Source organism: Microbacterium sp. Y356 (assembly GCF_059445355.1).
This window is the reverse complement of sequence record NZ_JCAIUE010000001.1, coordinates 659,406-684,778: the sequence shown is the minus strand read 5'-3', so window position 1 is coordinate 684,778 and position 25,373 is coordinate 659,406. Positions and strand designations below refer to the sequence as shown.

Annotated in this window: 22 protein-coding genes and 1 riboswitch; of the genes, 8 read left to right on the top strand and 14 right to left on the bottom strand. The window is 65.1% G+C overall.

From position 1 onward, the window contains the following. From AC1C2Q_RS03410 to AC1C2Q_RS03360, 11 genes are all read right to left on the bottom strand, one after another. The gene (locus tag AC1C2Q_RS03410) at positions 1 to 1,752 is read right to left on the bottom strand and encodes a branched-chain amino acid ABC transporter ATP-binding protein/permease (RefSeq protein WP_495448983.1); all 1,752 of its coding nucleotides are present in this window, start codon (positions 1,750 to 1,752) and stop codon (positions 1 to 3) included. Then, a complete protein-coding gene (locus tag AC1C2Q_RS03405; protein WP_495429633.1) occupies positions 1,752 to 2,627 on the bottom strand; it encodes a branched-chain amino acid ABC transporter permease in 876 nt (291 codons plus the stop codon). The genes AC1C2Q_RS03410 and AC1C2Q_RS03405 overlap by 1 nt, the downstream gene beginning before the upstream one ends. Positions 2,628 to 2,655: 28 nt before the next feature. Next, the gene (locus AC1C2Q_RS03400; RefSeq protein WP_495448982.1) at positions 2,656 to 3,831 is read right to left on the bottom strand and encodes an ABC transporter substrate-binding protein; all 1,176 of its coding nucleotides are present in this window, start codon (positions 3,829 to 3,831) and stop codon (positions 2,656 to 2,658) included. Positions 3,832 to 4,042: 211 nt separating this feature from the next. Next, positions 4,043 to 4,405, bottom strand: a complete 363-nt coding sequence (locus AC1C2Q_RS03395) for a Fe-S protein (protein ID WP_495448981.1) — start codon at positions 4,403 to 4,405, stop codon at positions 4,043 to 4,045. 77 nt (positions 4,406 to 4,482) lie between these two features. Beyond that, entirely contained in the window at positions 4,483 to 4,959 is a 477-nt protein-coding gene (gene ribH / locus AC1C2Q_RS03390) for a 6,7-dimethyl-8-ribityllumazine synthase (RefSeq protein WP_495448980.1), read from the bottom strand. Further along, on the bottom strand, positions 4,956 to 6,230 hold the full coding sequence (gene ribA / locus AC1C2Q_RS03385; protein WP_495448979.1) for a GTP cyclohydrolase II: 1,275 nt from the start codon (positions 6,228 to 6,230) through the stop codon (positions 4,956 to 4,958). Before ribA ends, ribH begins: the two co-directional genes overlap by 4 nt. Then, on the bottom strand, positions 6,227 to 6,856 hold the full coding sequence (locus AC1C2Q_RS03380; protein ID WP_495448978.1) for a riboflavin synthase: 630 nt from the start codon (positions 6,854 to 6,856) through the stop codon (positions 6,227 to 6,229). Before AC1C2Q_RS03380 ends, ribA begins: the two co-directional genes overlap by 4 nt. Then, positions 6,856 to 7,890: a bifunctional diaminohydroxyphosphoribosylaminopyrimidine deaminase/5-amino-6-(5-phosphoribosylamino)uracil reductase RibD gene (ribD, locus tag AC1C2Q_RS03375; RefSeq protein WP_495448977.1), complete on the bottom strand. Its 1,035-nt coding sequence runs from the start codon at positions 7,888 to 7,890 to the stop codon at positions 6,856 to 6,858. The genes AC1C2Q_RS03380 and ribD overlap by 1 nt, the downstream gene beginning before the upstream one ends. A gap of 53 nt (positions 7,891 to 7,943) precedes the next feature. Next, positions 7,944 to 8,088: riboswitch (FMN riboswitch) on the bottom strand. Positions 8,089 to 8,165: 77 nt separating this feature from the next. Continuing rightward, positions 8,166 to 9,029 carry an Fpg/Nei family DNA glycosylase gene (locus AC1C2Q_RS03370; protein WP_495448976.1) on the bottom strand — a complete coding sequence of 288 codons (864 nt, stop codon included), beginning with the start codon at positions 9,027 to 9,029 and terminating at the stop codon, positions 8,166 to 8,168. Positions 9,030 to 9,113: 84 nt separating this feature from the next. After that, positions 9,114 to 9,728 (bottom strand): TetR family transcriptional regulator, encoded by a 615-nt coding sequence (locus tag AC1C2Q_RS03365; protein WP_495429625.1) that lies wholly within the window; start codon positions 9,726 to 9,728, stop codon positions 9,114 to 9,116. A 205-nt stretch (positions 9,729 to 9,933) separates the two neighbouring features. After that, positions 9,934 to 10,503: a GNAT family N-acetyltransferase gene (locus AC1C2Q_RS03360; RefSeq protein ID WP_495448975.1), complete on the bottom strand. Its 570-nt coding sequence runs from the start codon at positions 10,501 to 10,503 to the stop codon at positions 9,934 to 9,936. 50 nt (positions 10,504 to 10,553) lie between these two features. On the opposite strand from AC1C2Q_RS03360, the gene mfd reads away from it, so the two are divergent. Genes mfd through AC1C2Q_RS03345 form a run of 3 tightly spaced genes read left to right on the top strand, consistent with a single transcriptional unit; the run spans position 10,554 to position 15,422 of the window. Further along, entirely contained in the window at positions 10,554 to 14,099 is a 3,546-nt protein-coding gene (gene mfd, locus AC1C2Q_RS03355) for a transcription-repair coupling factor (protein ID WP_495448974.1), read from the top strand. Beyond that, a complete protein-coding gene (locus tag AC1C2Q_RS03350) occupies positions 14,096 to 14,806 on the top strand; it encodes a haloacid dehalogenase type II (RefSeq protein ID WP_495448973.1) in 711 nt (236 codons plus the stop codon). The genes mfd and AC1C2Q_RS03350 overlap by 4 nt, the downstream gene beginning before the upstream one ends. Before the next feature lie 19 nt (positions 14,807 to 14,825). Then, positions 14,826 to 15,422 (top strand): gamma carbonic anhydrase family protein, encoded by a 597-nt coding sequence (locus AC1C2Q_RS03345; RefSeq protein ID WP_495429621.1) that lies wholly within the window; start codon positions 14,826 to 14,828, stop codon positions 15,420 to 15,422. A gap of 112 nt (positions 15,423 to 15,534) precedes the next feature. Here the strand turns inward: AC1C2Q_RS03345 and gdhA are convergent, their stop codons facing one another. Both gdhA and AC1C2Q_RS03335 read right to left on the bottom strand, forming a co-directional pair. Next, positions 15,535 to 16,902 carry an NADP-specific glutamate dehydrogenase gene (gene gdhA, locus AC1C2Q_RS03340; RefSeq protein ID WP_495429620.1) on the bottom strand — a complete coding sequence of 456 codons (1,368 nt, stop codon included), beginning with the start codon at positions 16,900 to 16,902 and terminating at the stop codon, positions 15,535 to 15,537. 142 nt (positions 16,903 to 17,044) lie between these two features. Further along, on the bottom strand, positions 17,045 to 19,642 hold the full coding sequence (locus AC1C2Q_RS03335; protein ID WP_495450539.1) for a phosphoenolpyruvate carboxylase: 2,598 nt from the start codon (positions 19,640 to 19,642) through the stop codon (positions 17,045 to 17,047). 163 nt (positions 19,643 to 19,805) lie between these two features. Between AC1C2Q_RS03335 and nhaA the strand changes: the two genes are divergently transcribed. The 4 genes from nhaA (at position 19,806) to AC1C2Q_RS03315 (ending at position 23,895) form a co-directional block, all read left to right on the top strand. Further along, a complete protein-coding gene (gene nhaA / locus AC1C2Q_RS03330) occupies positions 19,806 to 20,972 on the top strand; it encodes a Na+/H+ antiporter NhaA (protein ID WP_495448972.1) in 1,167 nt (388 codons plus the stop codon). 18 nt (positions 20,973 to 20,990) lie between these two features. Continuing rightward, a complete protein-coding gene (locus AC1C2Q_RS03325) occupies positions 20,991 to 21,632 on the top strand; it encodes a MazG nucleotide pyrophosphohydrolase domain-containing protein (RefSeq protein ID WP_495448971.1) in 642 nt (213 codons plus the stop codon). Between the two features lie 47 nt (positions 21,633 to 21,679). After that, positions 21,680 to 22,939, top strand: a complete 1,260-nt coding sequence (gene hisS, locus AC1C2Q_RS03320) for a histidine--tRNA ligase (RefSeq protein WP_495450538.1) — start codon at positions 21,680 to 21,682, stop codon at positions 22,937 to 22,939. 146 nt (positions 22,940 to 23,085) lie between these two features. Next, the gene (locus AC1C2Q_RS03315) at positions 23,086 to 23,895 is read left to right on the top strand and encodes an SGNH/GDSL hydrolase family protein (RefSeq protein ID WP_495448970.1); all 810 of its coding nucleotides are present in this window, start codon (positions 23,086 to 23,088) and stop codon (positions 23,893 to 23,895) included. Here the strand turns inward: AC1C2Q_RS03315 and AC1C2Q_RS03310 are convergent. Continuing rightward, complete coding sequence (locus AC1C2Q_RS03310; RefSeq protein ID WP_495448969.1) at positions 23,840 to 24,382, bottom strand: VOC family protein; 543 nt, start codon at positions 24,380 to 24,382, stop codon at positions 23,840 to 23,842. The genes AC1C2Q_RS03315 and AC1C2Q_RS03310 overlap by 56 nt on opposite strands. Before the next feature lie 81 nt (positions 24,383 to 24,463). Here AC1C2Q_RS03310 and AC1C2Q_RS03305 point away from each other — a divergent pair, with 81 nt between their 5' ends. Continuing rightward, positions 24,464 to 25,264: an AraC family transcriptional regulator gene (locus AC1C2Q_RS03305; protein WP_495448968.1), complete on the top strand. Its 801-nt coding sequence runs from the start codon at positions 24,464 to 24,466 to the stop codon at positions 25,262 to 25,264. The last annotated feature ends 109 nt before the right edge of the window (positions 25,265 to 25,373 follow it).

Below are 25,373 nucleotides of genomic sequence, written 5' to 3'. Positions count from 1 at the left end.
TCATCGGCCTCCGTCTGTGTTTGGGGCTTCGCGTGTGGCTTCCGCCTCATCCGGGGCATCCGTGTCGGAACCTTCGGAAGCTTCAGCGCTCTCGGCGGAGCCGAGGTACGCGTCGATCACACGCTCGTCCGCCGCGATCTGCTCTGGCGTGCCGTGTGCGAGCACCTCACCGAAGTTCAACACGATGATGTAATCGCAGGTGCCGAGCACCATGCCGACGTTGTGCTCGATGAAGATGATGGTCAGACCGTCTTCGGCGAGCGAGCGGATGAGGGTCGAAAGGCCCTCCGCCTCGACATGGTTCATGCCGGCGGCGGGCTCATCAAGGATCAGCAGCGACGGGTCAGCGGCGAGAGCACGTGCGATCTCCAGACGTCGCTGGTCGCCGTAGGACAGCGCCTTAGCCGTGACATCCGCCTTCTCGAGCAGTCCCACGCGCCGAAGGCACCGTGCGGCGTGCTCAAGTGCCAGACGCTCATCGCGGCGTGCAGATGGCAGCCAGAGCAAGCGGCGCAGGAAAGTCGGCTTGGCGACCAGGTGTGCGCCGATGAGAACGTTCTCGAGCGCAGTGAGGCGATTGAACAGCTTGGAATGCTGGAAGGTGCGCGTCACACCGGCCGCGGCGAATTTGTGCACCGGCGTCTTGCCGATCTGCACGCCGAGCACGGTCGCCGTCCCCGCAGACGGCGGAATCAGGCCGCTGATCATGTTGACCAGCGTGGTCTTGCCTGCGCCGTTGGGGCCGATCAGACCGACGACCTGGCCACTGCGCACGGTGAGGTCGACGCCGCGCACAGCGTGCACGCCGCCGTACTCCTTCGATAGGCCCTTCAGCTCGGCGATGACCTCGCCCGCGGCGGGGTGGCTGCGGCCGGTGGCAGGTGCATCAACGTCGAGCGCGCTCACATCGATGCGCTGCTTGCGGCGCGGGATCAGGCTGGCGATGCCACCCGGCAGATACAGGATGACGATGAGCAGCAGCAGGCCAGACAGGAATGGACGGATCCAGCCTGCCTCGATTCCGATCATGCGCTGGATCTCGGGAAGCAGCGTTTGGAACCCGCTGCCGAGGATCGGGCCGAAGAAGTTCGCCGTTCCACCGACCACTGCGGTGACCAGTCCGTCGATCGCGGTCTCGAAGGCGAAATCCTCCGGTGCAATGAGGCGCATGTAATACGCCCACATGACGCCGTAGAGCCCTGCCAGGACGCCAGCGGAGACGAACGCGGTCAGGCGGTGACCGCCGACGTTGATGCCGATCGAGCGGGCGGCGAGCTCGTCTTCACGGATCGCCTCCAGGGCGCGACCGTAGCGGGAGCGGGTCTGACGCCAGAACCAGTAGGCGACGATGATGAGCACGATCCAGGCGATCAATGGCGTCATGATCTTGGGCACCGACATGCCCTGGGCGCCGCCAGTCCACTCGGCGTTCAGGATGAAGATGCGCATTGCCTCGGCGAATCCGAGCGTTGCAATTGCGAGGAACACTCCGCGCAGCTTCATCGTTGGCAGGCCGAGGATAAGCGCAGCCAGAGCGCCGACGACCATGCCGACGAACATCGAGAACAGCAGCGTCGGGATCGGACCCCACTCGGTCGGTGCAGGTGCGATGCTGGCGGCGACGAATGCCGACAGACCTGCGAACCCGGCCTGGGCGAGGCTGAGCTGTCCGGCGATGAGAACCGCGTAGAACGAGAACGCGAAAACGCCGTTCATCGCGATGAAGACGAGAGTCGACTCGGTGAAGAACATCAGACTTCTCGGACTTTCCGCTTGCCGAACAGCCCCTGTGGCCTGACCAGAAGGATCAGGAACAGCAGGGCGAAAGCGATGAGGTCACGCCAGCTCGATCCGATGTACTGGATCGTGAACACCTCCGCGATTCCGAGTATCAATCCGCCGACCAGCGCCCCTGGTAGGGACCCCATACCGCCGACGATGATGACGGCGAGACCCTTCAGCTCGATCGCCGTTCCCATGCCGAGCTGCGCGCTGTTGACGTTCAGGGCAAACAGCACGCCCGCCACCGCGCCGAGCGCGGTGGAGATCGCGAACGTCATCGACGTCACCCGGTCGACATTCACACCGAGCACTCGGGCGGCAGCGGGGTTCTCCGCGACCGCCCGCATCGAACGGCCAAGAGACGATCGCTTCACCAGAATCGTGAGCGCGATCATCAGACCGAGCGAGACGGCGAGGATCGCGAGCTGAAGGTAGCTCGCGGTAACCCCGCCGATCTCAACGGAGTCGTCCGACACAGTGCCCGCGGGGAAGCGTCGCGTGTTCGGGCCGAAGAAGGCCTGCAGCAGCGCAATCACCATCCCACCCAGCGCGATCGACGAGATCAGCCCGGCGAAGTGCGCGTCCGGCCGATCCCTGAGCGGCCGGAAGGCGATGCGCTCGATGAGTAGACCCAGGATCCCGCCGAACAGGAACACCAGGATCAGCACGACGCCGATCGGTAGGTCATAGGCATCGGTGAGCCAGATTCCCACGAACGCTGAAGCGGCGAACGCCGAAGGGTGGGCCAGGTTCAGTCGATCCAGGATGCCGAACACCAGGGTGAACCCGATGGCGAACAGCGCATAGATCGAACCGAGGAACAGGCCGTTGAGCAGTTGCTGCATGGTGCTTCCTCAGGGAGGGGGGAGTCGGTCAGTTCATGACCGTGAAAGAGCCATCCTTGACGATCTGCACGACCGCGGGGTGCTCGGCGTCACGGTCGGCGTTGATGGTCAGCGAGCCCAGCGGGGTCGCGAGATCCTTCACCTGGGTGAGGCCGTCCTGCACGTCAGTGCGCTCGCCGGAGCAGTTCATGCGGACCGCGTGGTCGATGACCTTCAGGCCGGTGTATGCCTGGGCCGCGAACTGGTCGGGCGCCGAGTCGTACTTCTCCTCGAATGCCGCCATGAAGTCGGTGTTCTCGGGGCTGTCGGATGCCGAGTTCCAGGCAGCGCCGACGATGACGCCTTCGGCAGCGTCGCCGGCGTCTGCCATCAGCTGGGGGTTGTTGAAGCCGTTGCCGCCGATGATGGGCTGGTCGATGCCGAGTTCACGGGCCTGTGTGACAAGCGGGATGGCTGCCTCGATGAGAGCCGAGACGACGATCGCGTCGGGCTTGAGCTCCTTCGCGGCCGTCAGCAGGCTGCGGAAGTCGGTGTCGCTGACCGAGAAGGTCAGGGTGTCGAGGATCTCGACGCCCTGCTCTTCGAGAGAGGACGACATGACGTCGTAGCCGGACTCGGTGAATGCGTCGTCGTTGCTGTACATCACGACGACCTTCTCGAGGCCGAGCTTTTCGGTGGCAGCCTCGATCGTCTGCGGGATGACCTGGCCCTCGGTGAGCGAGTCGCGGAAGACGAAGTCACCCTGGGCGGTAATGCCCTCGGCAGTGTTCGAGATCGCGAGCACCGGGAGGCCGGCTTCCTGTGCGACGGGCTGTGCCTGGAAAGCGGTGTTGGAGAGGGTCGGGCCGATGACGACGCTGGTGCCGTTGCCGGCGAACCCCTCGAAGACGCTGATGGCCTGACGCGGGTCGGTGCCATCGTCCTCGATCGTGAGGTCGTAGGCGACTCCCTCGCCGGCGTTGAGCTCTTCCAGCGCGAGTTCGAGACCCTTCTGCTGTGACTCGCCGTAGCTGGCGGCACCGCCGGTCAGGCTCAGCGCCGCACCCACGGGGACGGTCCCGTCGATCACGCAGCTGTCGCCGCTACCGGAGCCCTTCAGCGCACCGGCTTCACCACCGGACTCACCGCCGTCACCGGCGGCACAGCCGGTGAGTACGAGTGCGGTAGCAGAAAGGACGACGGCGGTACGAAGCAGATAGCGCATGAGATTCTCCGAACGTGAGGCATGGATGAATTAGCCGCAGATCGGTTCCAGCTCAATATTGGTGGAGCGTCTCGTGTGGGTGCGCGCCTCAGCCTCGGTGATGGGCGCGCGTTACGGCAACGGGTCGATTATAGGGAAGATGCAGTGGTTGCTGTCGGCGGCCACGGCCTGTCGTCACGAGCGATGCGCGACTGTTATCCGCGAGACGCTATCAGCGCCAGAGCAGCCCGATGCCCGCGTTTGTGAGCGTGAGGATGCCGACGAGCCAGAAGACGGCGGGTGCAATGGCCTCGCCGCGCTTTTGACGAGCGGAGCCGATACCGAGCAGCGCGCCGATGATGATCAGGACGACGAGCTTGACGCCGACCTTGATGTAGAAGCTCGCTCCCGGCTCCCACGAGATGCCCCAGGGAGCTGCGAGAGCAAGGCCAGCGAGGCCGGCGATCAGCAGCCCGATGTCCATCAGGCGAGTGAACTCTCGCTTACCACCGAAGGCCTGAGCCGCCCAGGCGCCGAACAGCACGGCGAAGCCGATGATGTGGATGAAAACGACGATCAGGCGCAGAGTCTCCATACGCTCACAGTAGGCCCGGTGAGGGAATTTCGCCAGCAAGGCGAGACTCACCAGTGCCGAGTCAGCGGGCGTGCGGCTCAGCCGCGAAGTGTCTTGAGGACCAGGGCCGTCCGCAGTGCGGCATCCGCAGCCTCGGCGCCCTTGTCTTCCTTCGATCCCTCGATGCCGGCACGGTCCAGTCCCTGCTTCTCGTCATCCAGGGTCAGCAGGCCGAAGCCGACCGGCTTGCCGGCATCCAACGACACTCGGGTGAGGCCGTCGGTCGCCGCCGCCGACACGTACTCGAAGTGCGGGGTGCCACCGCGGATGATGACGCCGAGGGCGACGACGGCATCCGCTCCACCGGCGAATGCGGCTTGGGCCGCGATCGCCAGTTCGAATGACCCAGGCACGCGCACGAGCCGGTGCGTTGCGTGCGCAGCGTTGAGTACCCGCTCGGCCCCCGCGATCAACCCATCGGTGATCACGTCGTGCCAGGTGCCGGCGATGATGACGACGTTCAGTCCCGTCGCGTCAATCTGACCCGCTGCTGTGGGTGCTCCTGCGCCGCTCATGCGTTGTCCTTTCCGAGGGCGAGCGCAGCGGCCAGATCGGCGTCGCCGATGATGTGGCCCATGCGGTCACGCTTGGTCTCGAGATACTGGTGGTTGTTTGGTCCGACGCCGACGATCAGCGGCACCTGCTCGATGACGTCGAGGCCGAGTTCGCGCAGCTGGTTCACCTTGTCGGTGTTGTTGGTCAGCAGACGGATCTTCGAGATGCCCAGATCGCCAAGGATGCCGGCCGCCGCCGCATATTCGCGAGCATCTGCAGGCAAGCCGAGGGCGAGGTTCGCATCGACGGTGTCGAGTCCCTCTTCCTGAAGACTGTAGGCCCGCAGCTTGTTGATGAGACCGATGCCTCGGCCCTCGTGGCCGCGCATGTAGATCACGACGCCACCGTCCTTCTCGATCGCGTTGAGCGCGGCGTCCAACTGCGGGCCACACTCGCACTTCAGCGATCCGAACGCCTCACCGGTCAAGCACTCCGAGTGCACGCGCACGAGAGCCGTGTCACCCAGTTCTCCCGATACGGCGGCGATGTGATCGGTTCCGGTCACGCGGTCCTTGTAGGCGAGGAACCGGAAGGTGCCATGTGAGGTCGGCACCGTGGCATCCGCTCGCAGACTCACACGACGGCGGCCCTCTCGTGACGAAGTCACCGGGGCATCCAGTGGGTCGATCTCGTCGAGATGCGCGATCAGCTGTTCGATCGTGATGACCGGCACGTTGTCACGCTCGCCCAGTTCGATGAGGCCAGGCATGCGCATCATGCTGCCGTCCTCGGCGACGACCTCGGCGATCGCGCCGACCGGCTGCAGGCCAGCAAGTCGCATGAGATCCACGGCGGCCTCGGTGTGTCCGCTGCGTTCGCGCACGCCGCCGTCGACGGCGCGCAGCGGCAGCACGTGACCGGGCCGGATGACACTGGTCGACGTCGAGGCCGGATTCGCGAGCACGTTCAGCGTGTGTGCGCGGTCGTGGGCGCTGATGCCGGTTGTTACTCCCTCAGCGGCATCCACACTGACGGTGTAGGCGGTCGAGCGAGCGTCCTCGTTGGTCTCCACCATCGGCGGGAGGTTCAGCGTGTCGGCCAGATCGGCCGGCATCGGTGCGCAGATGAAACCGGATGACCAGCGCACAGTCCACGCGACCCATTCCGGGGTGGCGAGTTCGGCCGAGAGGATGACGTCGCCCTCGTTCTCACGGTTCTCATCATCAGCGACAAGGACCGGACGGCCCGCACGCAGCGACTCGAGGGCTTCTTCGATAGTGGAAAGGCTCATCGCGAGCCTCCTTCCGAGATAGCCCGAAACGCGAGCAGGCGCTCCACGTGACGGGCGAGGATGTCGGTTTCAAGATTCACGCGGTCGCCGACGATGCGGGATCCGAGGGTAGTGGCGGTGAGCGTCTCCGGGATAAGGGAGATTTCGAACCACGCGTCATCCGCTGAGGCAGCGCTCACTGCGCTCACGGTGAGCGAGGTGCCGTCGACGGAGATGGATCCCTTGTCGACGACCAGAGGGGTCAGATCTGTGGGCAGCGAGATGCGCAGCACGCTCCACTCGGCGCCAGGACGCACGTCGACCACAACGCCGGTGCCGTCGACGTGGCCCTGGACGATGTGACCGCCGAGCCGTGCGCCGACCGGCATCGCCTTCTCGATGTTGACCTTCGTGCCCACGGATGCCGTGGCAAGTGCCGACACATCGAGTGTTTGCTTCATCACATCGGTGTCGAAGGTGTCTGCGCTCGAGCCGACGACCGTCAGGCAGACTCCGGACACTGCGATGGACTCGCCGTGCACGGGGTCGTGCGTCGCCTTCGGCGCGCGAACTGTGAGGCGCCAGCCGTCACCGGACGGTGCGATGGCGGTGATCTCACCGATCTCCTCGATGATTCCGGTGAACATCAGCGGACTCCTTCGTTCTGCGGTTCTGTGAAATGGGCGACGGCAAGCATGTCGGGCCCGAGCGGAATCCACTCGTCGATCGTGAGTCGGCGCGCGTCGTCGATGGTGGGCACACCAATGTCGGCGAGTGCGAGACGATCGCCGCCGAGCAAGACCGGTGCGATGTATGCGAGCACGCTATCGGCGAGTCCGGCCGCGATGAATGCGCTGGCGAGCGTCGGGCCGCCCTCGATGAAGACGCGGTGGATGCCGCGGCCATGAAGGTCAGTGACCACTGCGTGCAGGTCGTGGGTGTCGTAGAAGAGGGACTCATGGGGGTGACGGCGTACGGCTGCATCCGCCGGGGTTGCACGCGAGCCGATGATCACCGGGATTGGCTGATGCGCGTACAGGGCGTCGCCGTCGCGTGCAGTCAGCGCGGGGTCATCGGCGAGTACGGTTCCGGTACCCACGACGATCGCGTCTGCTTCTGCGCGTCGGCGATGCACATCGGCGCGGGCGACGGGTCCGGTGATCCACTGGCTCGTACCGTCATTCGCGGCTGCGCGCCCGTCGAGACTCTGCGCCCATTTCACTGTGACGTGCGGGCGGCCCAGCCTGTGTGCGGTCAACCAATCGGCGATCATGGCATGGGCAGCGTCAGACTGCTCACCGGATTCGACCTCGACCCCGGCGTTCCGAAGTCGCTCGGCTCCGCCGCCGGAGACAGCGCCCGGATCATCGAGCGAGTAGATGACGCGCGAAATCCCCGCATCGATGAGGGCGAGAGCACACGGGCCGGTGCGACCAGTGTGATTGCAGGGTTCAAGTGTGACGACCGCTGTCGCGCCGCGCGCCGCTCCTTCAGGAAGCTTCGACAGCGCGTCGACTTCAGCGTGCGGGGTGCCAGCGCCGTGGTGCCAACCCTCGGCGAGGATCTCGCCGCTGGGGGAGAGGATGACTGCGCCGACCTGAGGGTTGACGCCCCGGGGGCCGCGCATTGCGAGTGCGAGCGCGCGCGTCATCGCGTGGCGTTCTGTCTCGTGCACTGTCATCCGTCGTCCCTTGGTTTCTCACTCCGGGGGTGACAGACGGCGCGCTCGCGCGCATCGTGCTGCCTCCCTTCCGGACTAGCGAGATTTCTCTCGCATCACCGTCGGTACCGGAATTTCACCGGATCGGCACTTCGGAAAACCGAAGCGCTCGCGGACTGTCACCGCCGGTTCGGATTCTCACCGACCCCGGAGCACGTTGATGCTCAGTGTACTCAACACGCTCGCGCGCATTTCATTCCGTGTCCGGTCCATCGATTCCTGAACCTGCAGAAGGATCACTTCAGCAGTCGCGAAAGCCGTCGATCGGCGAGTGGTTTCCCACCGGTCTGACAGGTGGGGCAGTACTCCAACGACCTGTCAGCGAAGAACACGCTGCGCACAGTGTCGCCGCAGACCGGGCAGGCCTCACCCCGTCGAGCGTGCACCTGCATCCCTCGTCGTTTGGCATCCTTCAGATCGGCCGGCGGCTTCCCAGATGCTGCGGCCACAGCATCCTTCAGCGTCTCCTTCATCGCGATGAACAGGCGCTCGGTCTCGTCATCGCCGAGCGTCGCGGCGATCGCATACGGGGACATGCGTGCGGCGTGCAGAATCTCATCCGAGTAGGCGTTGCCGATACCTGCGATCACGGACTGGTCGCGCAGGAGGCCCTTGATCTGCGTGCGACGACCTTCCAACAGAGCTGCGAATGTGGATCGGTCGAACGACTCGTCCAGCGGATCCGGACCGAGCCGGACGATGCCCGGCACATCCCGCGGATCACGCACCACATAAACGGCGAGTGACTTTTTCGTCCCCGCCTCTGTGAGATCGAACCCGCTGTCGTCATTGAGGGCGACGCGGAGCGCTATCGGTGACTTCCCCGGCTTGATCAGCGTCGTCGGCAGCAGTTCATACCAGCGCAGCCAGCCCGCCTTGGCGAGATGGAACACGAGATGAAGGTCTTCGCCACAAGAGAGCACGATGAACTTGCCGAGACGAGCGGATGCCGTGATCGTCGCCCCGTGCAGGGCAGTGTTCGGCGGGTCGTAGGTCTTCAGCGCAGCAATGGCGCCGATGCTCGTGCGTGTAATCGTGCGTCCGACGGCGCGCTCGCCGAGGAACGTGACGAGCCCCTGAACCTCCGGCATCTCCGGCATGTCTTCATCATGTCACCGGCATCCGATAGGAGGGAAGACTGTCCAGTGGCGTTGCTGTGCACAGCGAGCGAGGCCCGACGTGCGTCAGACCGCGCCGTGTAACAGTCGGATGCTGGCGATCTCGACCCGCTTGATGGCGTCGAGATCGCCGCGCAGGAGCGCGATCAGAGAGTTGAGGAAGATGCCGTCGAACAGGGCGTACGCGGAGACAGCGTCGACAGTGGGCGTTGCGTTCTCGAGTTCGCAGTAGCGTTCGATCACGGCCCACACCATATCGCTGAGGAGTTTGTCGATCGCGATGATCGTGTCGCGGAAACCGATGTCGAAGAGTGACTGGTTGCGCAGGTCGTACCAGAGACGGTGCATGTCGGCTTCATCGCGGAGAGTCGCTGACATTTCTGCACCGAATCGCTCGGCGAGTTCGGTCCCGGTGCGGGACGTCTCGACGATCTCGTCATAGCGTCTGGCGCACTCCGACTTGTACTGCCAGATCGCCTGGCCGATCAGATCGTCCTTGTCCTGAAAGTAGTAGTGCAGGATGCCGAGGGAGAGACTCGTGTGGGCGGCGACGTCTCGCAGCCCGGTTTGCGCGAAGCCACGGGCAGCAACTGCAGCGAGCGCGGCGTCCGCGAGCTCGTGTCGTCGTCGCGCGAACTTGTCGAGACCCGACTTGTCTGCGCGCACACTGACGCCGCTCATCTCTCCTCCTCCAACAGCGATGTGGAAGCGATCATACTCCCGATCACGGCGGGAATCGAGTGGTCTGAACGGGTGTCCAGGTTCCCCTTGTCACGTGTCCAGAAATCTGCTCGCCGCAGTCGCCCTTGCCGATCGATGGCTCTGCGGCACTCCTTGGCTCGGCAGCGAGCGCGTCGTGATGCGTTATGACCGGGTCGGCTCGTGATCAGGGCTGAAGGATCGCCCACTCGACCGGAGTGCGGTCATCATCGCGCAGAAGCCCCGCGACCCAGCCATCATCACGACCACGCGGGCTGGTGAGCGCCTTCCGCATCAGCCCCTCGTAGTGGAAGCCGAGGGCGCGCGCCGTGCGTGCGGAAGGGATGTTGCCGGCAACGGCGCGCCAGGCGATGCGGGCGAGTTTCAGCTCGGTAAAGGCCCAGTCGATCACGGCGAGTGACGCCTCGACCATGAATCCCCGGCCTCGCGACTCGGCTGTCGCCCAGAACCCGATCTCAGTCGATCCGCCGCTGGCGTGCGGGGTGATGTGATGTAGGCCGATCATTCCGACGAGCACCTCGTGATGGAAGACGCCCCAGACGCTCTCTTCTCCGGATTCCCACGACTCGGTGACCAGCTTCACGAAGCCTTCGCCGTGTTCACGCGTGTACGGGCTCGGAACGGTGGTCCACCGGGGGATCTCCGGATCCTGACACGCTGCCGTGATCGCATCGACGTCAGCGGTGGCGGGGGCGCGGAGGGTGAGGCGTTCCGTGTGTAGCGTGACCTGTTCCATCACGGCATCATATGAGAGCCGCTGTCTGAGGTGCGCATTAGACTCTTCAGGTGACTGTTCCGGGGATTCTCCGCGCCTTGGAAAGGGCGACTCTGTACCACGACGCCCTCGCCTGGGCGCAGACCGACGCTGACCTCGGCCTCGTCGATGGCCTCGACGCGCCGACGATCGCGGGGCTGTTGGAGAAACGCACTAGCGCGGGGCATCCCGCATCCATGCTCGTCATTGCACCCACCGGGCGACGAGCTGAATCTCTCGCGGCGGCGCTCGGCTCCTATGTGCCGGATGCCGAGATCCTGAGCTTTCCTGCATGGGAGACGCTGCCGCATGAGCGATTGAGTCCGAGTCCTGACACGGTTGGCCGACGCCTCGAGACGCTCCGCCGCATCACGACCTGGGAGGGCCCACGTCCGCTCATCGTCGTCGCCTCGGTGCGCGCCGCGTTGCAGCCGATCGCCAGCAATCTCGGCGACACCGCGCCGCTGGCGCTCGTTCTCGGCGGTCGTGACCTCGAACTGGACGACGCCGTCGAGCAGCTTGTCGAGCGCGCATACTTGCGCGTCGACATGGTGTCGCGTCGCGGTGAATTCGCCGTGCGCGGCGGCATCCTCGATGTGTTCCCTCCGACGAGCGAGCACCCGTATCGCGTCGAGTTCTTCGGCGACGAGATCGACCAAATACGTGCATTCTCGATTGCGGATCAACGATCGCTGCCCGGTGATGTCGACCGAGTGGATCTGCCTGCGACCCGTGAGTTGCTGCTCACGGCGGAGGTGCGCGATCGTGCGCGCGCGCTCATCGCCGGTTTCCCCGCGATCGCCGGGATGCTGGAGAAGATGGCAGAGGGCATCCCCGTCGAAGGTATGGAATCGCTGCTGCCCGCGGTCTCCGGCCCTCTGAAGTCGCTCGCCGAGTACTTCCCGCCTGGAACAGCCACAGCCCTCGTTGACCCCGAGCGCTCGAGCGCCAGGGCCCAGAGCCTCGGCGACACGAACCGCGAGTTCCTCGATGCTGCGTGGAGTGCAGCGACATCTGGAGCATCCGCGCCGATCGATCTTGGTGCCGGTGACTTCCTCACCGTTGCGCGCCTGCGCGAGATCGTCCGCGAGCGCGACGGCGTCTGGTGGCGGTTCAGCCCATTCGCGACCGACGACGCGGATGCCGCGAACATCGACTCATCGATCATCCCGTCTTTCCATGGAAACGTCGACGGCGCGATCGATTTCGTCGCGTCCCGCCTCAGCGACGGCTGGCGAGTTGTGGTCGTCGCCTCCGGCACGGGACTTGTCGACCGCGCCAGGGATGTGCTCTCCGACCGCGGCCTCGCCGCTCGTATCGTTGACACGCTCATTGACGCCCCGGACCCTGGCGTCGCGACTCTTGTGCTCGGCGCGCTCGAATCCGGATTCCAAGTGCCGGAGGCGAAGCTCGCCGTCCTGACCGACAACGAGTTTTACGGCCGTACGATCAGCGGAGACCAGCGGGTCGTCAAGAAGCTCGCCTCGCGTCGCAAGAACGTCGTCGACCCGCTGCAGCTCAAAAACGGCGACCACGTCGTGCATGCCACACACGGCATCGCACGCTTCGTCGAGATGACAAAGCGCGAAGTCTCCTCCGGTGGGCGAAACCCCACGAAGACGACCCGCGACTACTTGGTGCTGGAATACGCGCCGTCCAAGCGCGGGTTCCCCGGCGACAAGCTCTACGTGCCCACGGATCAGCTCGATCTGCTCTCGAAATACGTCGGCGGGGAGGCGCCCACGCTCTCGAAGATGGGCGGTAGCGACTGGTCCGCGGCGAAGGGCAAAGCACGCCGCGCTGTACGCGACATTGCCGTCGAGCTCGTGAAGCTGTACTCGGCTCGCATGTCGGCGAAGGGCCACGCATTCGGCCCCGATACCCCCTGGCAGCGGGAGTTGGAAGAGGCATTTCCGTTCGCGGAGACCCCAGATCAGCTGCAGACGATCGACGAGATCAAAGCCGACATGGAAAAGCCGATCCCGATGGATCGGCTGCTTTCCGGAGACGTCGGCTTCGGCAAGACTGAGGTCGCCGTGCGGGCTGCGTTCAAGGCGATTCAGGACGGCAAGCAGGTCGCGATGCTCGTGCCGACCACGCTGCTGGTCAAGCAGCACATCGAGACGTTCACCGAGCGCTTCGCCGGGTTCCCAGTGAAGGTTCGGGCGCTGTCGCGCTTCCAGACCGACAAGGACGCCCGCCTCACGCTCGAGGGGCTGCTCGCCGGCTCGGTCGACATGGTCATCGGCACGCACCGGATCCTCACTGATCAGGTCATGTTCAAGGATCTGGGACTGCTCATCATCGACGAGGAGCAGCGCTTCGGCGTCGAGCACAAGGACAAGCTGAAGAAGCTGAAGACGAACGTCGACATCCTTGCGATGAGTGCCACGCCGATCCCGCGCACACTCGAGATGGCAGTCACCGGCATCCGCGAGATGTCAACGCTGGCGACGCCGCCGGAGGACAGGCATCCGATTCTTTCCTTCGTGGGCCCCCGCAGCGACAAACAGATGGCCGCGGCGATCAGGCGCGAGATTCTGCGTGAGGGGCAGATCTTCTTCGTTCACAACCGGGTGCAGTCGATTCAGCGAGTGGCGAGCGAGCTCGCCGAACTCGTGCCGGAGGCACGAATCGGCGTCGCCCATGGGCAGATGGGCGAGCACCAGCTCGAGCAGGTCGTCGACGACTTCTGGGAGCGCAAATTCGACGTGCTCGTCTCGACCACGATCGTCGAGACTGGCCTCGACATCTCGAACGCGAACACGATCATCATCGACAAGGCGGATAAATACGGCCTCAGCCAGCTGCACCAGCTGCGTGGGCGCGTCGGTCGCGGTCGTGAGCGGGCATACGCATACTTCCTTTACGACGATTCGAAGCCGCTTTCGGAGACGGCCGCTGACCGTCTGCAGACGATCGCCGTGAACAATGAGCTCGGCTCAGGAATGCAGGTGGCGCTGAAGGACCTCGAGCTGCGCGGTGCGGGCAACATGCTCGGCGGCGAGCAGGCGGGTCACATCGCCGGTGTCGGGTTCGACCTCTATCTGCGGATGGTCGGCGAAGCCGTTGCGACGTTCCGCGGCGAGGATGTTGAGACCGGTAACGAGCTGCGAATGGAGTTGCCGGTGGATGCCCGCATCCCCGAGACCTACATCGACAGCGAGCGCCTGCGTCTTGAGGCATATCAGAAGCTGTCTGCGGCGGCCGCGGCGACTGCGAAGGATGACGCCATCGACCTCGTGATTGAGGAGCTCACCGATCGCTACGGCACCGCTCCTGAAGAGGTCGAAGGGCTCATCAAGATCGCGCGCCTACGCCGACGCGCGGCCAAAGCCGGGCTCAGCGATGTCGTGGTGATGGGCTCGAATCTGCGGGTTGCACCGGCGCACCTCGAAGATTCGATGAAGGTGCGGTTGCAGCGTCTGTACCCCACAGCGAAGCTCGTTGCCGGGGGAGAAGCGCTCGTCGTGCCGTTGCCTCGGCCCAGCGGTGAAGCGCCGACCGATGCGCAGCTGCTGGAGTGGGTGGGCATGCTGTTCACCGCGATGTTCCCCGAGCCGGTCGCCGTGAAATGACAGGCAGCGCTTTCGTTCGAGAGACCCTGGTCTTCGACGTGCTCGGTACGCTCGTGGATCAACGGGGGAGTCTGCTCAAACAGATGTCGTTGGTTATTGCGGCAGGTGAGGACGCGATGAGCCTTGCATTGTCCTCGTGGCTCGCGCACGTCGAAGCGCAGCAGGAGGAGATCGTCGCCGATCGGCGTGCCTTCGTGAGCAGTGACATCCTGGATCGCGAAGCGCTCGACGAATTGGCCAGGACCTGGGCCTTCAAACCGGGGCGAAGCGTGTCAGATCTCTACGCCGCGGGTGAGCGCCTCACCCCGTGGCACGACACGATCGAAGGTGTGAACCGACTGGCGAAGGACATGACGGTCATGGGCCTGTCCAACGCGAGCAGAAAGTCACTCGCCGGTCTCAGCTCTCACGCTGGATTGAGATGGCATCAGATCATCTCCGGCGACGATGTGCAGAGCTACAAGCCTGCTCCGCGGATCTACGAAGCCGCCATCGCGAGCGTTCCGTCCGACTCGCGGCCTCCGATTATGGTCGCGGCGCACGCCTGGGACCTCCGCGCTGCGGCAGCGGTGGGAATGCGCACCGCGTATGTTCCTCGTCCGAACGGCGACGCGCCGACGGTCCGGGACGACTTCACGTACTACGCCGAGAACCTCCACGATCTGCACCGGCAACTCTTGAGTGGGAATGCGGCAGCCATCGCATAGCGAGGACTACGCTGACCTCATGTTGTATGAGCACCTGGGGGCCCGGCCCCGGATCCATGAGACCGCCGTCGTCGCGCCCACCGCCGTGATCTCCGGAGACGTGGAGATCGGCGCGGACTGTCAGGTGTTGCACGGCGCCGTGATCACGGCAGAAGGCGGACCGATCACGCTCGGAGAGCACGTGATCGTGATGGAGAACGCGATCGTGCGTGCCAGCTCCGCGAATCCGGTGCACATCGGCGATCACGTGCTGATCGGACCGGGTGCATCCATATCCGGCGCGGTGATCGGAAACGAAGTGTTCCTCGCAACCGGGACGCGCGTCTTCAACGGTGCCCAGATCGGCGACCGCGCGGAGGTGCGAATCAATGCCGTCGTGCATCTGCGGACGGTGCTGCCGGAGGACGCCGTAGTTCCGATCGGCTGGGTCGCTGTCGGCGATCCGCTGCTGGTGCTGCCCCCAGACCGGCATGAGGAGATCGCCGCCGCGCAGCGGGAACTCGACTTCCCCGGCTACGTCTTCGGTGTCGACCGGGACACCCCGGACGTCATGGTTCAGCTCACTGAGCGGTACGCCCGCTCTCTCGCCCGACATGCGGATGATCACCCGGCGTGAGTGCCCAGTCCGCGCCCGACAGTTGTCCGATGAAATGACAGATGCACGAGGAATCCTGAAGATTCCTCGTGCATCCGCCACATGATCGTGCAGGTGTCATCCCGCGACGGGGTCAGATGACGCCCTGAGCGAGCATCGCCGTGGCGACCCGCTGGAAACCGGCGATGTTGGCGCCGGCGACGTAGTCACCGGGAACGCCGTACTTCTCGGCAGCCGTGAACGCGGCGTCGTGGATGTCGGACATGATCTCGCGCAGCTTGTTCTCGCTGTCGCCGAAGGTCCAGCGCTGACGCGAGGCGTTCTGGCTCATCTCGAGGGCAGAGGTGGCCACACCGCCGGCGTTCGCGGCCTTGCCCGGTGCGAACAGGACACCGGCCTGCTGGAATGCCTCGACGGCCTCCGGCAGACACGGCATGTTTGCGCCCTCAGAAACGGCACGTACGCCGTTCGCGATCAGTGCTTCGGCATCTGCGAGGCTGACCTCGTTCTGCGTTGCGGACGGCACCGCGATGTCGACGGGCACGTCCCAGACGCTGCCACCTTCGACGAAGCGTGCACTAGGACGACGGTTCGCGTACTCGACGATGCGGCCGCGTTCGACCTCTTTGATCTGGCGAAGCAGCTCGAGGTCGATACCTGCGTCATCGACGACATAGCCGGAGGAATCGGATGCCGTGACGGCAGTCGCGCCCAGCTGAGTGGCCTTCTGAATGGCGTAGATCGCGACGTTTCCTGAGCCGGAGATGCCAACGCGCTTGCCCGCGAGCGACTCGTTGTGCACTGCGAGCATCTCCTGCGCGAAGAACACTGCGCCGTAACCGGTGGCTTCGGTGCGTACCTCAGCACCGCCCCAGCCGGTGCCCTTGCCGGTGAACATACCCGACTCGTGGCGGTTGGTGACCTTGCGGTACTGGCCGAAGAGGTAGCCGATCTCGCGTCCACCAACACCGATGTCTCCAGCGGGGACGTCGGTGTGCTCGCCGAGGTGGCGGTACAGCTCGTTCATGAACGACTGGCAGAAGCGCATGACCTCTGCATCGGAGCGCCCGTGCGGGTCGAAGTCCGATCCACCCTTGCCGCCGCCGATGCCCTGACCGGTGAGCGCATTCTTGAAGATCTGCTCGAAGCCGAGGAACTTGATGATCGACAGGTTCACCGAAGGGTGGAAACGCAGCCCGCCCTTGTACGGGCCGAGCACGGAGGAGAACTGGATGCGATAGCCGCGGTTCACGTGCAGCTTGCCTGAGTCATCCACCCACGGCACACGGAACATGATCTGCCGCTCCGGCTCGACCAGTCGCTCCAGGATGCCGCCGTCGACGTACTCCGGGTGCTGTTCGAGCACGGGAGCGATCGAGTGCAGCACCTCGTGCACGGCCTGGTGGAACTCCGGCTCGTGAGGGCTGCGGGCGAGCACGGTGTCGAAGACGGGCTGCACGGCAGCGGCGAGCGGGTGAAATTCGGTGTGGGTTGCGGTCACGCGGGACGGCTTTCTGAAGAGTGTGGCTGAGGGGCGATCGTGTCGCGCGAAAAGGTGTACCGGGTCGGGCACGAGTTCTCACTTTACCCCGCAAGTTTCCGGCACGTTACACGGGGCGTTGTGCCCGAAGATCAGGCGGTGTTCACCCGGTGTTCTGCAGGCCTGCGGCAACGCCGCTGACCGAGAGTAGGAGCAACCGTTGCTGCTCTTCCGCGGAACCGGAACCGGTTGGGCTCGACCCGGCCGCGCGCAGTTCGCGCAGCGCGCGAAGCTGCAGAAGCGACAGCGCATCCACGTAGGGGCTGCGCAGCGTCACCGCGCGCTGGAGGATCGGCTTGTTCTCGAGCAGTGCGCCTCCGCCAGTGAGACGGATGACCCATTCCTTCGTCAGAGTCAGCTCGTGGAGCACCAACTGTGCGAGGTCATCGCGATCACCGAGTGCGAGATAACGACGCGCGATGCGCTCATCCGTCTTCGCGAGACTCATCGCCACGTTGTCGATCATGGTGCGCAGCAGCGGCCACTCGCGGTATGCGTCCTTGAGAAGAGCTTCGTCCCCGACAGCCTCGAGCGCCGTACCCAGACCGAACCAACCGGCCAGGTTGATGCGTGCCTGCGTCCACGCGAACACCCACGGGATCGCCCGAAGATCTTCGAGAGATTCCACCGAGAGCCCGCGACGGGCAGGGCGCGAGCCCAGAGCCAACAGGCCGATTTCCTCCAGCGGGGTCACCGTGGCAAACCAGGGTGCGAAGCCCTCTGCCTTCACGAGTGAGAAGAAGCGCTCGCGTGATGTGGCATCCATCACCTTCGCGACATCCGCGAAACGAACCGCGGCACTGCTTGTGCGCTCTTCGACACCAGGGGATGATGCCAGTAGTGTGGCCGCGGCGACCTGATCGATGTGTCGCATGGCGATGGCGGGCTCGCCGTAACGGGCAAAGATGGTCTCGCCCTGCTCGGTGAGCTTGAAGCGTCCGTCAACGGAGTGCGGCGGCTGCGCCAGGATCGCGGAGTTCGCTGGCCCACCGCCACGGCCGAGAGCACCGCCGCGACCATGGAACTGGGTCAGCTCGATGCCGGCATCCTTCGCCCACAGCGCGATCTTCTCTTGCGCCTCGTAGAGCGCGAGAGTGGCGGCGACGGGGCCGACGTCCTTCGATGAGTCGGAGTAGCCGAGCATGACCTCGAAGCGGTTTCCCGTCTCGACAAGGCGCGCCTGGAACTCCGGGAAAGTGACGACCTCGGCGAGGATTCCGGGGGCTGCCTGCAGGTCAGCGAAGGTCTCGAACAGCGGCACGACGTCGAGAGCGGGAACATCATCGCCGAGCGCATAGCGGGCGAGGCGGTGGACGTTGGCGAGGTCGGCTGCCGATGTCGTGAACGATACGACGTAGCGGCCCGCAGCACGAAGACCATAGGTGTGCTGGATATCGGAGACCGCGCGGAAGACCTCGAGGACCTCCTCGGTCCGCTCGCTGAGCGCGCCGCCGGCGTCGAGCTCGGCCAGAGCCTCACGATGCACCTGCGAGTGCTGGCGGACCTCGAGCTCGGTGAGGTGGAAGCCGTAGGTCTCGACCTGCCAGATCAGATGCTGGATGCCACCGAATGCGTGGCGCTTCGCACCGGATGCCGCCAGCGAATCCTGCACTGCGCGCAGGTCGGCGAGTAGCTCTTCTGGTGCGCTGTATCCGCCGTCCAGTTTGAGGCGGGTCTCAGCGACGCGTCGCGCGAGGGCCAGCAGCACACGACGATGCGGTTCCTCTGGGGAGCGTGCGGCGATCTCCGCGGCGGTGGTCTCGTCGGATGCAGAGAACGCCTCCCAGAGCGCGACAACCGCGTTGCTCGGCGGAGTGCCTTCCGCGTCGAGCGTCAGTCCGCGGCCGATGCGCTCGATCGCGCGTTCCAGACCGCGAAGCACGTGGTCAGAGGCGATCTGTGCTGCGTCGCGAGTGACGGATGCCGTCACGAACGGGTTGCCGTCGCGGTCACCGCCGACCCAAGAGCCGATCCGCACGAATGCCGGGACAACCGGGGCGCTCGCGCCGGACTCCTCGCCGCGGAGGGCATCGTCAATACGGCGGTAGACGTGCGGGACGGTGGTGAAGAGTGTCTCGTCGAACACTGACATCACCGTGCGCACCTCGTCGGTGGGCGAAGGCTTGCTCGAGCGCAAGGGCGCGGTGCGCCACAGCGTGTCGACTTCTTCCAGCATCCGGCGATGTGCGCGGTGCTGTTCGGCTCCGCCATCGCTTGTGCCATCGTGCTGTGTCAGCAGTTCAGACAGGCGACGGATGCTGGCAGACACCGCCCGGCGGCGGGCCTCGGTGGGGTGCGCCGTGAAGACCGGGTGGAAGCGCAAGCCTTCGAGTCGACGCTGTGCTTCGTCATCGCCGACTTCACGCCGCAGCTGCGCGTATGCGGTGGCGACCGTGTCTGCGGCTCCCTCGCGGCCGGGGCGGCCTGCGCGCTCGCGGAGGATGCGCACGCGCTGGTGCTCCTCAGCGAGGTTCACCAGGTGGAAGTAGCAGGTGAACGCGCGAGCAACTTCATCAGCGCGCGCGACCGTGAATGAGTCAGCGATTTCGGTGGCGCGCTCGAACGCGTGAGTGCTCTCTTCGTCGTATGCCTGGATTGTCGCCAGGCGTAGGCGTTCGACGTCTTCGAACAGGCCGGGGCTGCCGCATTCGCGCAGCACCTGGCCGAGAAGGGCGCCGAGCATGCGGACATCCGCACGCATCTCGTCGGGAATCCCGCGTCCGGCTTCGAAACGGCCGATGACGCGGATGGCCTCTGTGTTGGTGGGCTCGGGGGTCACCACTCGAGGTTATCCCCGGGCGAGGGGCGTTCCTGACCACGTGACTGCCCGAAAAGGCGCGAGCGGCGGGCATAGCATGGGGGAGATGTCTGAATCGAGAAACCTTCTGCGCACCCAGCAGTTTCCCGCGGTGCTGCTGCTCCTTGCCGCCGCGCTCGGGCTGCTTCTTGCGAACCTGCCGACTTTCGGCCCGATCGATGCTGTGCTCGGGTTTCACATCGCGATCCCCGGGGTCGGGATTGATCTGTCTGTGGCGCACTGGATTTCAGACGGCCTGCTCGCGATCTTCTTCTTCGTCGTCGCGATGGAGCTGCAGTACGAGCTGACTCGCGGAGAGCTGAACTCCTTCCAGAAGGCGCTGCAGCCGGCGATCGCTGCCGCCGGCGGCGTGCTCGTCCCAATCGGCATCTACCTGATGATCGCTGGCGGCGAGCAGACCGCATCAGGCTGGCCGATCCCAACCGCGACCGATATCGCCTTCGCCCTCGGAGTGCTCGCGGTGTTCGGCAAGGGGCTGCCGCCGGCCGTGCGCGTCTTCCTTCTCGCGCTTGCCATCCTCGACGACATCATTGGCATCATTTTCATCGCGGTGCTCTTCGCGCACGACCTGAACTGGCTGTACCTCCTGCTCGCGGTGATCGGTGTGGCACTCTTCGCGGTGCTATCGAGGATGCTTCCGACCGAGCGATCTTGGATCGTCGTGGTGGCGATGGTCATCGTGGGTGTGTTGGTGTGGGGGCTCGTTCTTCTCTCCGGCATCCACGCCACCATCGCCGGGGTGATGCTGGGGCTCGCTATGGCGCAGTCGCCGGCGATGCCCACTCGTTACGCTCTTGACCCCTGGGTGAATGGCGCGATCCTGCCGATTTTCGCTTTCGCTGCGGCGTTCGTCGTGATTCCGGCCCTCGCGCCGTCGGAGCTTTCACCGGCATTCTTCGGCATCGCCGTGGCACTCCCGGTCGGCAAGATCATCGGAATCACGCTGTTCGGCTGGATCGCGATCCGGATCGGCTCCCGGGGTCGCAAATCTGAGCTGCAGGTCTTGGATCTGGTCGCGGCAGGAACTCTGGGCGGTATCGGATTCACCGTCTCGCTGCTGCTGGCTAACCTCGCGTTTGCGAACGATGCAGGCACCAAGGACCAGGCGATTCTCGGTGTGCTCGTCGGCTCGCTGATCGCGCTGCTGCTATCGGCGGTCATCGTGTCCTCGCGCGCCGCGTGGCATCGCCGAGTGACGGCCGCGAGTTCCTGAGCGTTCTGAGGGGGAACGATGGCCGAGAATCCTGACGCGCTGCGTGAAGCGGCCGAAACCATGCGGGCAGTACGGGAGCGGTGCGTGTGGTCGCAGCAGATCACACACCGTGACCTTGTGCCGTACCTGATCGAAGAATCGCACGAGGTCATCGATGCCGTGGAGAACGGCACTCGCGCAGACCTGCGTGAAGAACTCGGTGATCTGCTCTGGCAGGTGCTGTTCCATGCGGCGATCGCCGCTCAAGATCCGGACGATCCGTTCGACATCGACGACGTCGCAGATACTCTCACCGAGAAGATGGTGCGCAGGCACCCTCACGTGTTCGCCGACGCGGTCGCGAACACGCCGGAAGAGGTTTTGGTGCACTGGAATGCGGCCAAGGCCGCCGAGAAGCGCTCGCGGCAGAGTGTGTTGGACGGCGTGCCGCGTGGAATGCCTGCACTCGCGCTCGCCCAGAAGCTCGTGGGCCGTGCCGCCCCTGTGCTTCCGGCGACGGAGCCTGTCGAAGGGGCCGTGCCCGCATCCGAAGCCGAACTCGGCGACGCGCTGCTCGCACTGGTCACGCACGCCCGAGCCAACGGCTGGGATGCCGAGCGTGCTCTTCGCGAGCGACTGCGGTTGCTGGAGACAGAGGTCCGCGCGGTCGAGGTCGGCTGAAGACCTGGAAAGATAGACACGTGGCTACTGTGAACCCGCCGCGCGGCATGCGCGACATCCTCCCCGCCGACAAGGCACGCCGTGAGCGTGTGCTCTCCGTCATCCGTAGGCGCTACCGCGCTCATGGCTTTGATGAGATCGAAACACCGGCGCTGGAGGAATACTCGCGTCTACACGCGGGTATCGGTGGCGACAACGAGAAGCTGGCATACAACGTTCTGCGTCGAGGGCTGGATGCTGAGGCGGTCCGCGCGGCAGCCGATGATCCTGCGGCACTCTCTGATCTCGGACTCCGTTATGACTTGACGGTTCCGCTTGCCCGCTTCTATGCGAGCAACCGTGCCCAGCTGCCCGGGGTCTTCCGGGCGATCCAGATCGGCCCGGTCTGGCGTGCGGAGCGCCCGCAGAAGGGTCGCTATCGCCAGTTCATGCAGTGCGACATCGACATCATTGGCGATGACTCCTCACGAGCTGAGGCTGAGTTGATGGTTGCCTCGCTCGACGCCGTCGACGCGCTGGGCCTTGAGGGTGCGACGGTGCGGATCAATGATCGCCGCGTGCTCGATTGGATGCTTGACACCTTCGGCTTCACCGCGCCAGAGCGCCCGGGTGTGCTGATCACGATCGACAAGCTCGACAAGATCGGCCCGGCCGGCGTTGCGAAAGAGTTGCGGGAACGGGGATCGGATGCCGCCGCTGTTGACGCCTTCGAAGCGTTCTTGAATCGCCCGCAGACCATGGAGTACAACCCGTACGGTGAACGGCAGATCCGCAAGGCGCTGCCGGAGCACGCGCCGGACGAGATCGTCGCGCACCTGGTCGGTATTGGTGAGGCTGCTGCGGCAGGTCGGGCGATCGAAGGCGACATCCCGTTGACGTTCGATCCTTTCCTTGTCCGAGGCATGGGCTACTACACGGGTACGATCTTCGAGCTTGCGCACCCGTCCGTCGACTACTCGCTTGGCGGCGGCGGGCGCTATGACGGCATGATCGGTCGATTCCTTGGACAGCAGGTCTCTGCGGTCGGCTTCTCCCTCGGGTTCGAGCGACTCGTCGATCTCGTCGCCGAAGAGGCCGGCGACGCTGCGCGTGCGGTTGTGCTCGTGCACGATGCTGACGTTCCGGTCTCCGAACTCATCGCGCACAAGGCCGAGTTCATCGGGCAGGGTGTCCGCGTGCGCCTGGAGCGCCGGGTGAAGAACTTCAAGGCTTTGCTCGAACGCTCTGCGGCAGACGGCTACACGGCGTTCGTTGCAGTTTCCGCAGGCGCCGAGCCGGGCACGCTGGAGATCAAGCCGCTGAGCTGAGCAATTCTGTCGACCGAGTACACCTGTCGGCCGACAATCGCACCTGTCTGTCGAAATCCGGGTGTTCTGACCGGCATCCGTGGAAATCCACCGACAGGTGTGCCGACGTTCACGCTGTGTTCACGGGCGCGCGATCCAATGGGGTCATGACTCGGGTCCGCGCTGCCCTCGTCGCGGGAGCAGCCTTCGCTGCCGTCGCGCTCGGGGGCAGCGCACTGCTCACCCGCCAAGCCGCGATTGCGCGTCGGCGCATCGGCAAGCCGCTCGGCGAGGACTCTCTGGATGCTGATCGGCTATGGACGCGCTCGCTGAGCGGGTCGCCGGTGGAGTTGCTGCTGCTCGGCGACTCGCTGGCGGCAGGGCTCGGCGCCAAGCACCGCAAAGAGACCCTCGGTGGCCGGATCGCAAAGGCCACAGCCAAGCGGATGCAGCGCCCAGTGCGGCTGCGCACCGCCGCTGTGGTCGGCTCGGAATCATCGGCGCTCGCCAGCCAGCTCGACTCCCTCCCTGACGACTACCGCGCTGACGTGGCGGTGATCGTCGTCGGCGGCAACGACGTCACGCACCTGATTCCGCCCGGCGCTGCCGGCGAGTGCCTGGAGCAGGCGATCCTGCGACTTCAGGCATCGGGTACCTCGGTCGTGATCGGCACCTGCCCTGACCTCGGCACCCTGCAGCCCGTGCCGCAGCCGTTGCGCGCGCTGCTGTCACGGATGTCGCGACGCCTCGCTCTCGAACAGACGAAAGTCGCGTGGCGTACGGGTGCGGTGCCGGTCGACCTGCGTGAGGCGGTGGGACCCGCCTTTCGCGAGCAATCCGAGGAGATGTTCAGCCTTGACCGCTTCCACCCCAGTGCCGCCGGCTATCGCCGTACGGCCGAGGCACTGCTGCCGGCGGTGGTCATGGCGCTGGAGTCTCAGCCGCGGCATCTTCAGAAGGTGCTTCTCCCGAGCTGAACGACGCTGCCCATTCCTCGACGCGTCTTGCGCTCTCGGCCGGAGACAAGTCCTCGACGCGACTCATCAGTGACCAGCGCACGCCGAACGGATCGCGGATGCTCGCGAAGCGATCGCCGGAGACGAATTCAGATACCGGTTCACGCACCTGAGCGCCAGCGGCCACAGCGCGGTCGAGGACGGCGTCGACATCGGTGACGTAGAGGCCGAGCGAATAGCAGTCGTCGTCGCCGGCAGGAGGCGGCACGAGCTTGTAATCCGCGTTGGGCTCGCCGATCTGGAGCAGTCCGAGCCCGAAGTCGAGATCAGCGTGGACGACGACTCCGCCCATCTCTGTGATGTCGATGACCGTTGCACCGAAGACATCGCGGTAGAAATTGACCGCTTCGGCGGCTCCTTGGATCGCGAGAAAGGGAGTCAGAGAAGTCGCGTTGTTCGGGCGTCCGTGCGTGGTGTGAGTGCCGGTGAGGCCTGATGTCGTGTTCATGACTTCACGCTACGGAGCATGGCCTGTGCTGCGCTTGGAGAATCGCGACACGATGTCGGGTGCAATGACTATCGTCAGAGAGTGATCGATGCTTGGCGGGGAATTCTGTACCCGGCGCGGATGCCGGAGTTTCACCGATTGCTGCCGCCGGCGGAGGCTGCTGAGCTTGTCGAATGGTTCTGGATTCCGGAGTGGAACATCGAACCGGGGCGCACGTCGCGCCAGCACGTCGTTGCCTATCCCGCACTCAACCTCGTCGTGGATCCTGACGGTGTCGAGCTCACTGGCGCATCGACCCGCGCATCGCATCGCGATCTGACCGGTCGCGGGTGGGCCGTCGGAGCGCTGCTGAAGCCGGCATCCGTCGCTGCGCTCCTTGACGACCCATCCGCACTCCGCGACGACTCGACCGGCTTCGATGCACCTGATCTGCACCGCGTTGTATCGCAGGCAATGGACAAGGGCGGGAGCGCGAGCCGAGCTCACGCGGCGGCGGCATACGCGGCCTGGCTCGTCGAGCGCGTCGGAGAGATCAGTCCGCTCGCGCGCCAGGCCAATGAGATGTCCACCCTGCTGATGGCCGATTCCACGATCACCCGGGCCGAGGAAGCCGCGGTGCGGCTATCGATATCTGTGCGCACCCTGCAACGCCTCGCCCATCGGCATGTCGGCCTGCCGCCGGCAGCGATGATCAGGCGACGGCGGCTGCAAGAGGCGGCCGAGCGCGTGCGGGAGCAGCCGGAAACCGACCTGTCGACGATCGCGGCTGAACTCGGTTACGCCGACCACGCTCACCTGACGAACGACTTTCGAACGGTGCTGGGAATCGCGCCGCATGCGTACCGCAGTGCGGAGGAGCACGAGCATGGCGGCGAATCCTGAGGAGGTTTGAACCGAGCGGCCTCATTGGCGTGAAAGCACACCGAAATCATCACCGTGCGTCCTGGTTTAATCTGGAGATCCGCCGGGCCGCAGGCGGACGGACAGGGGA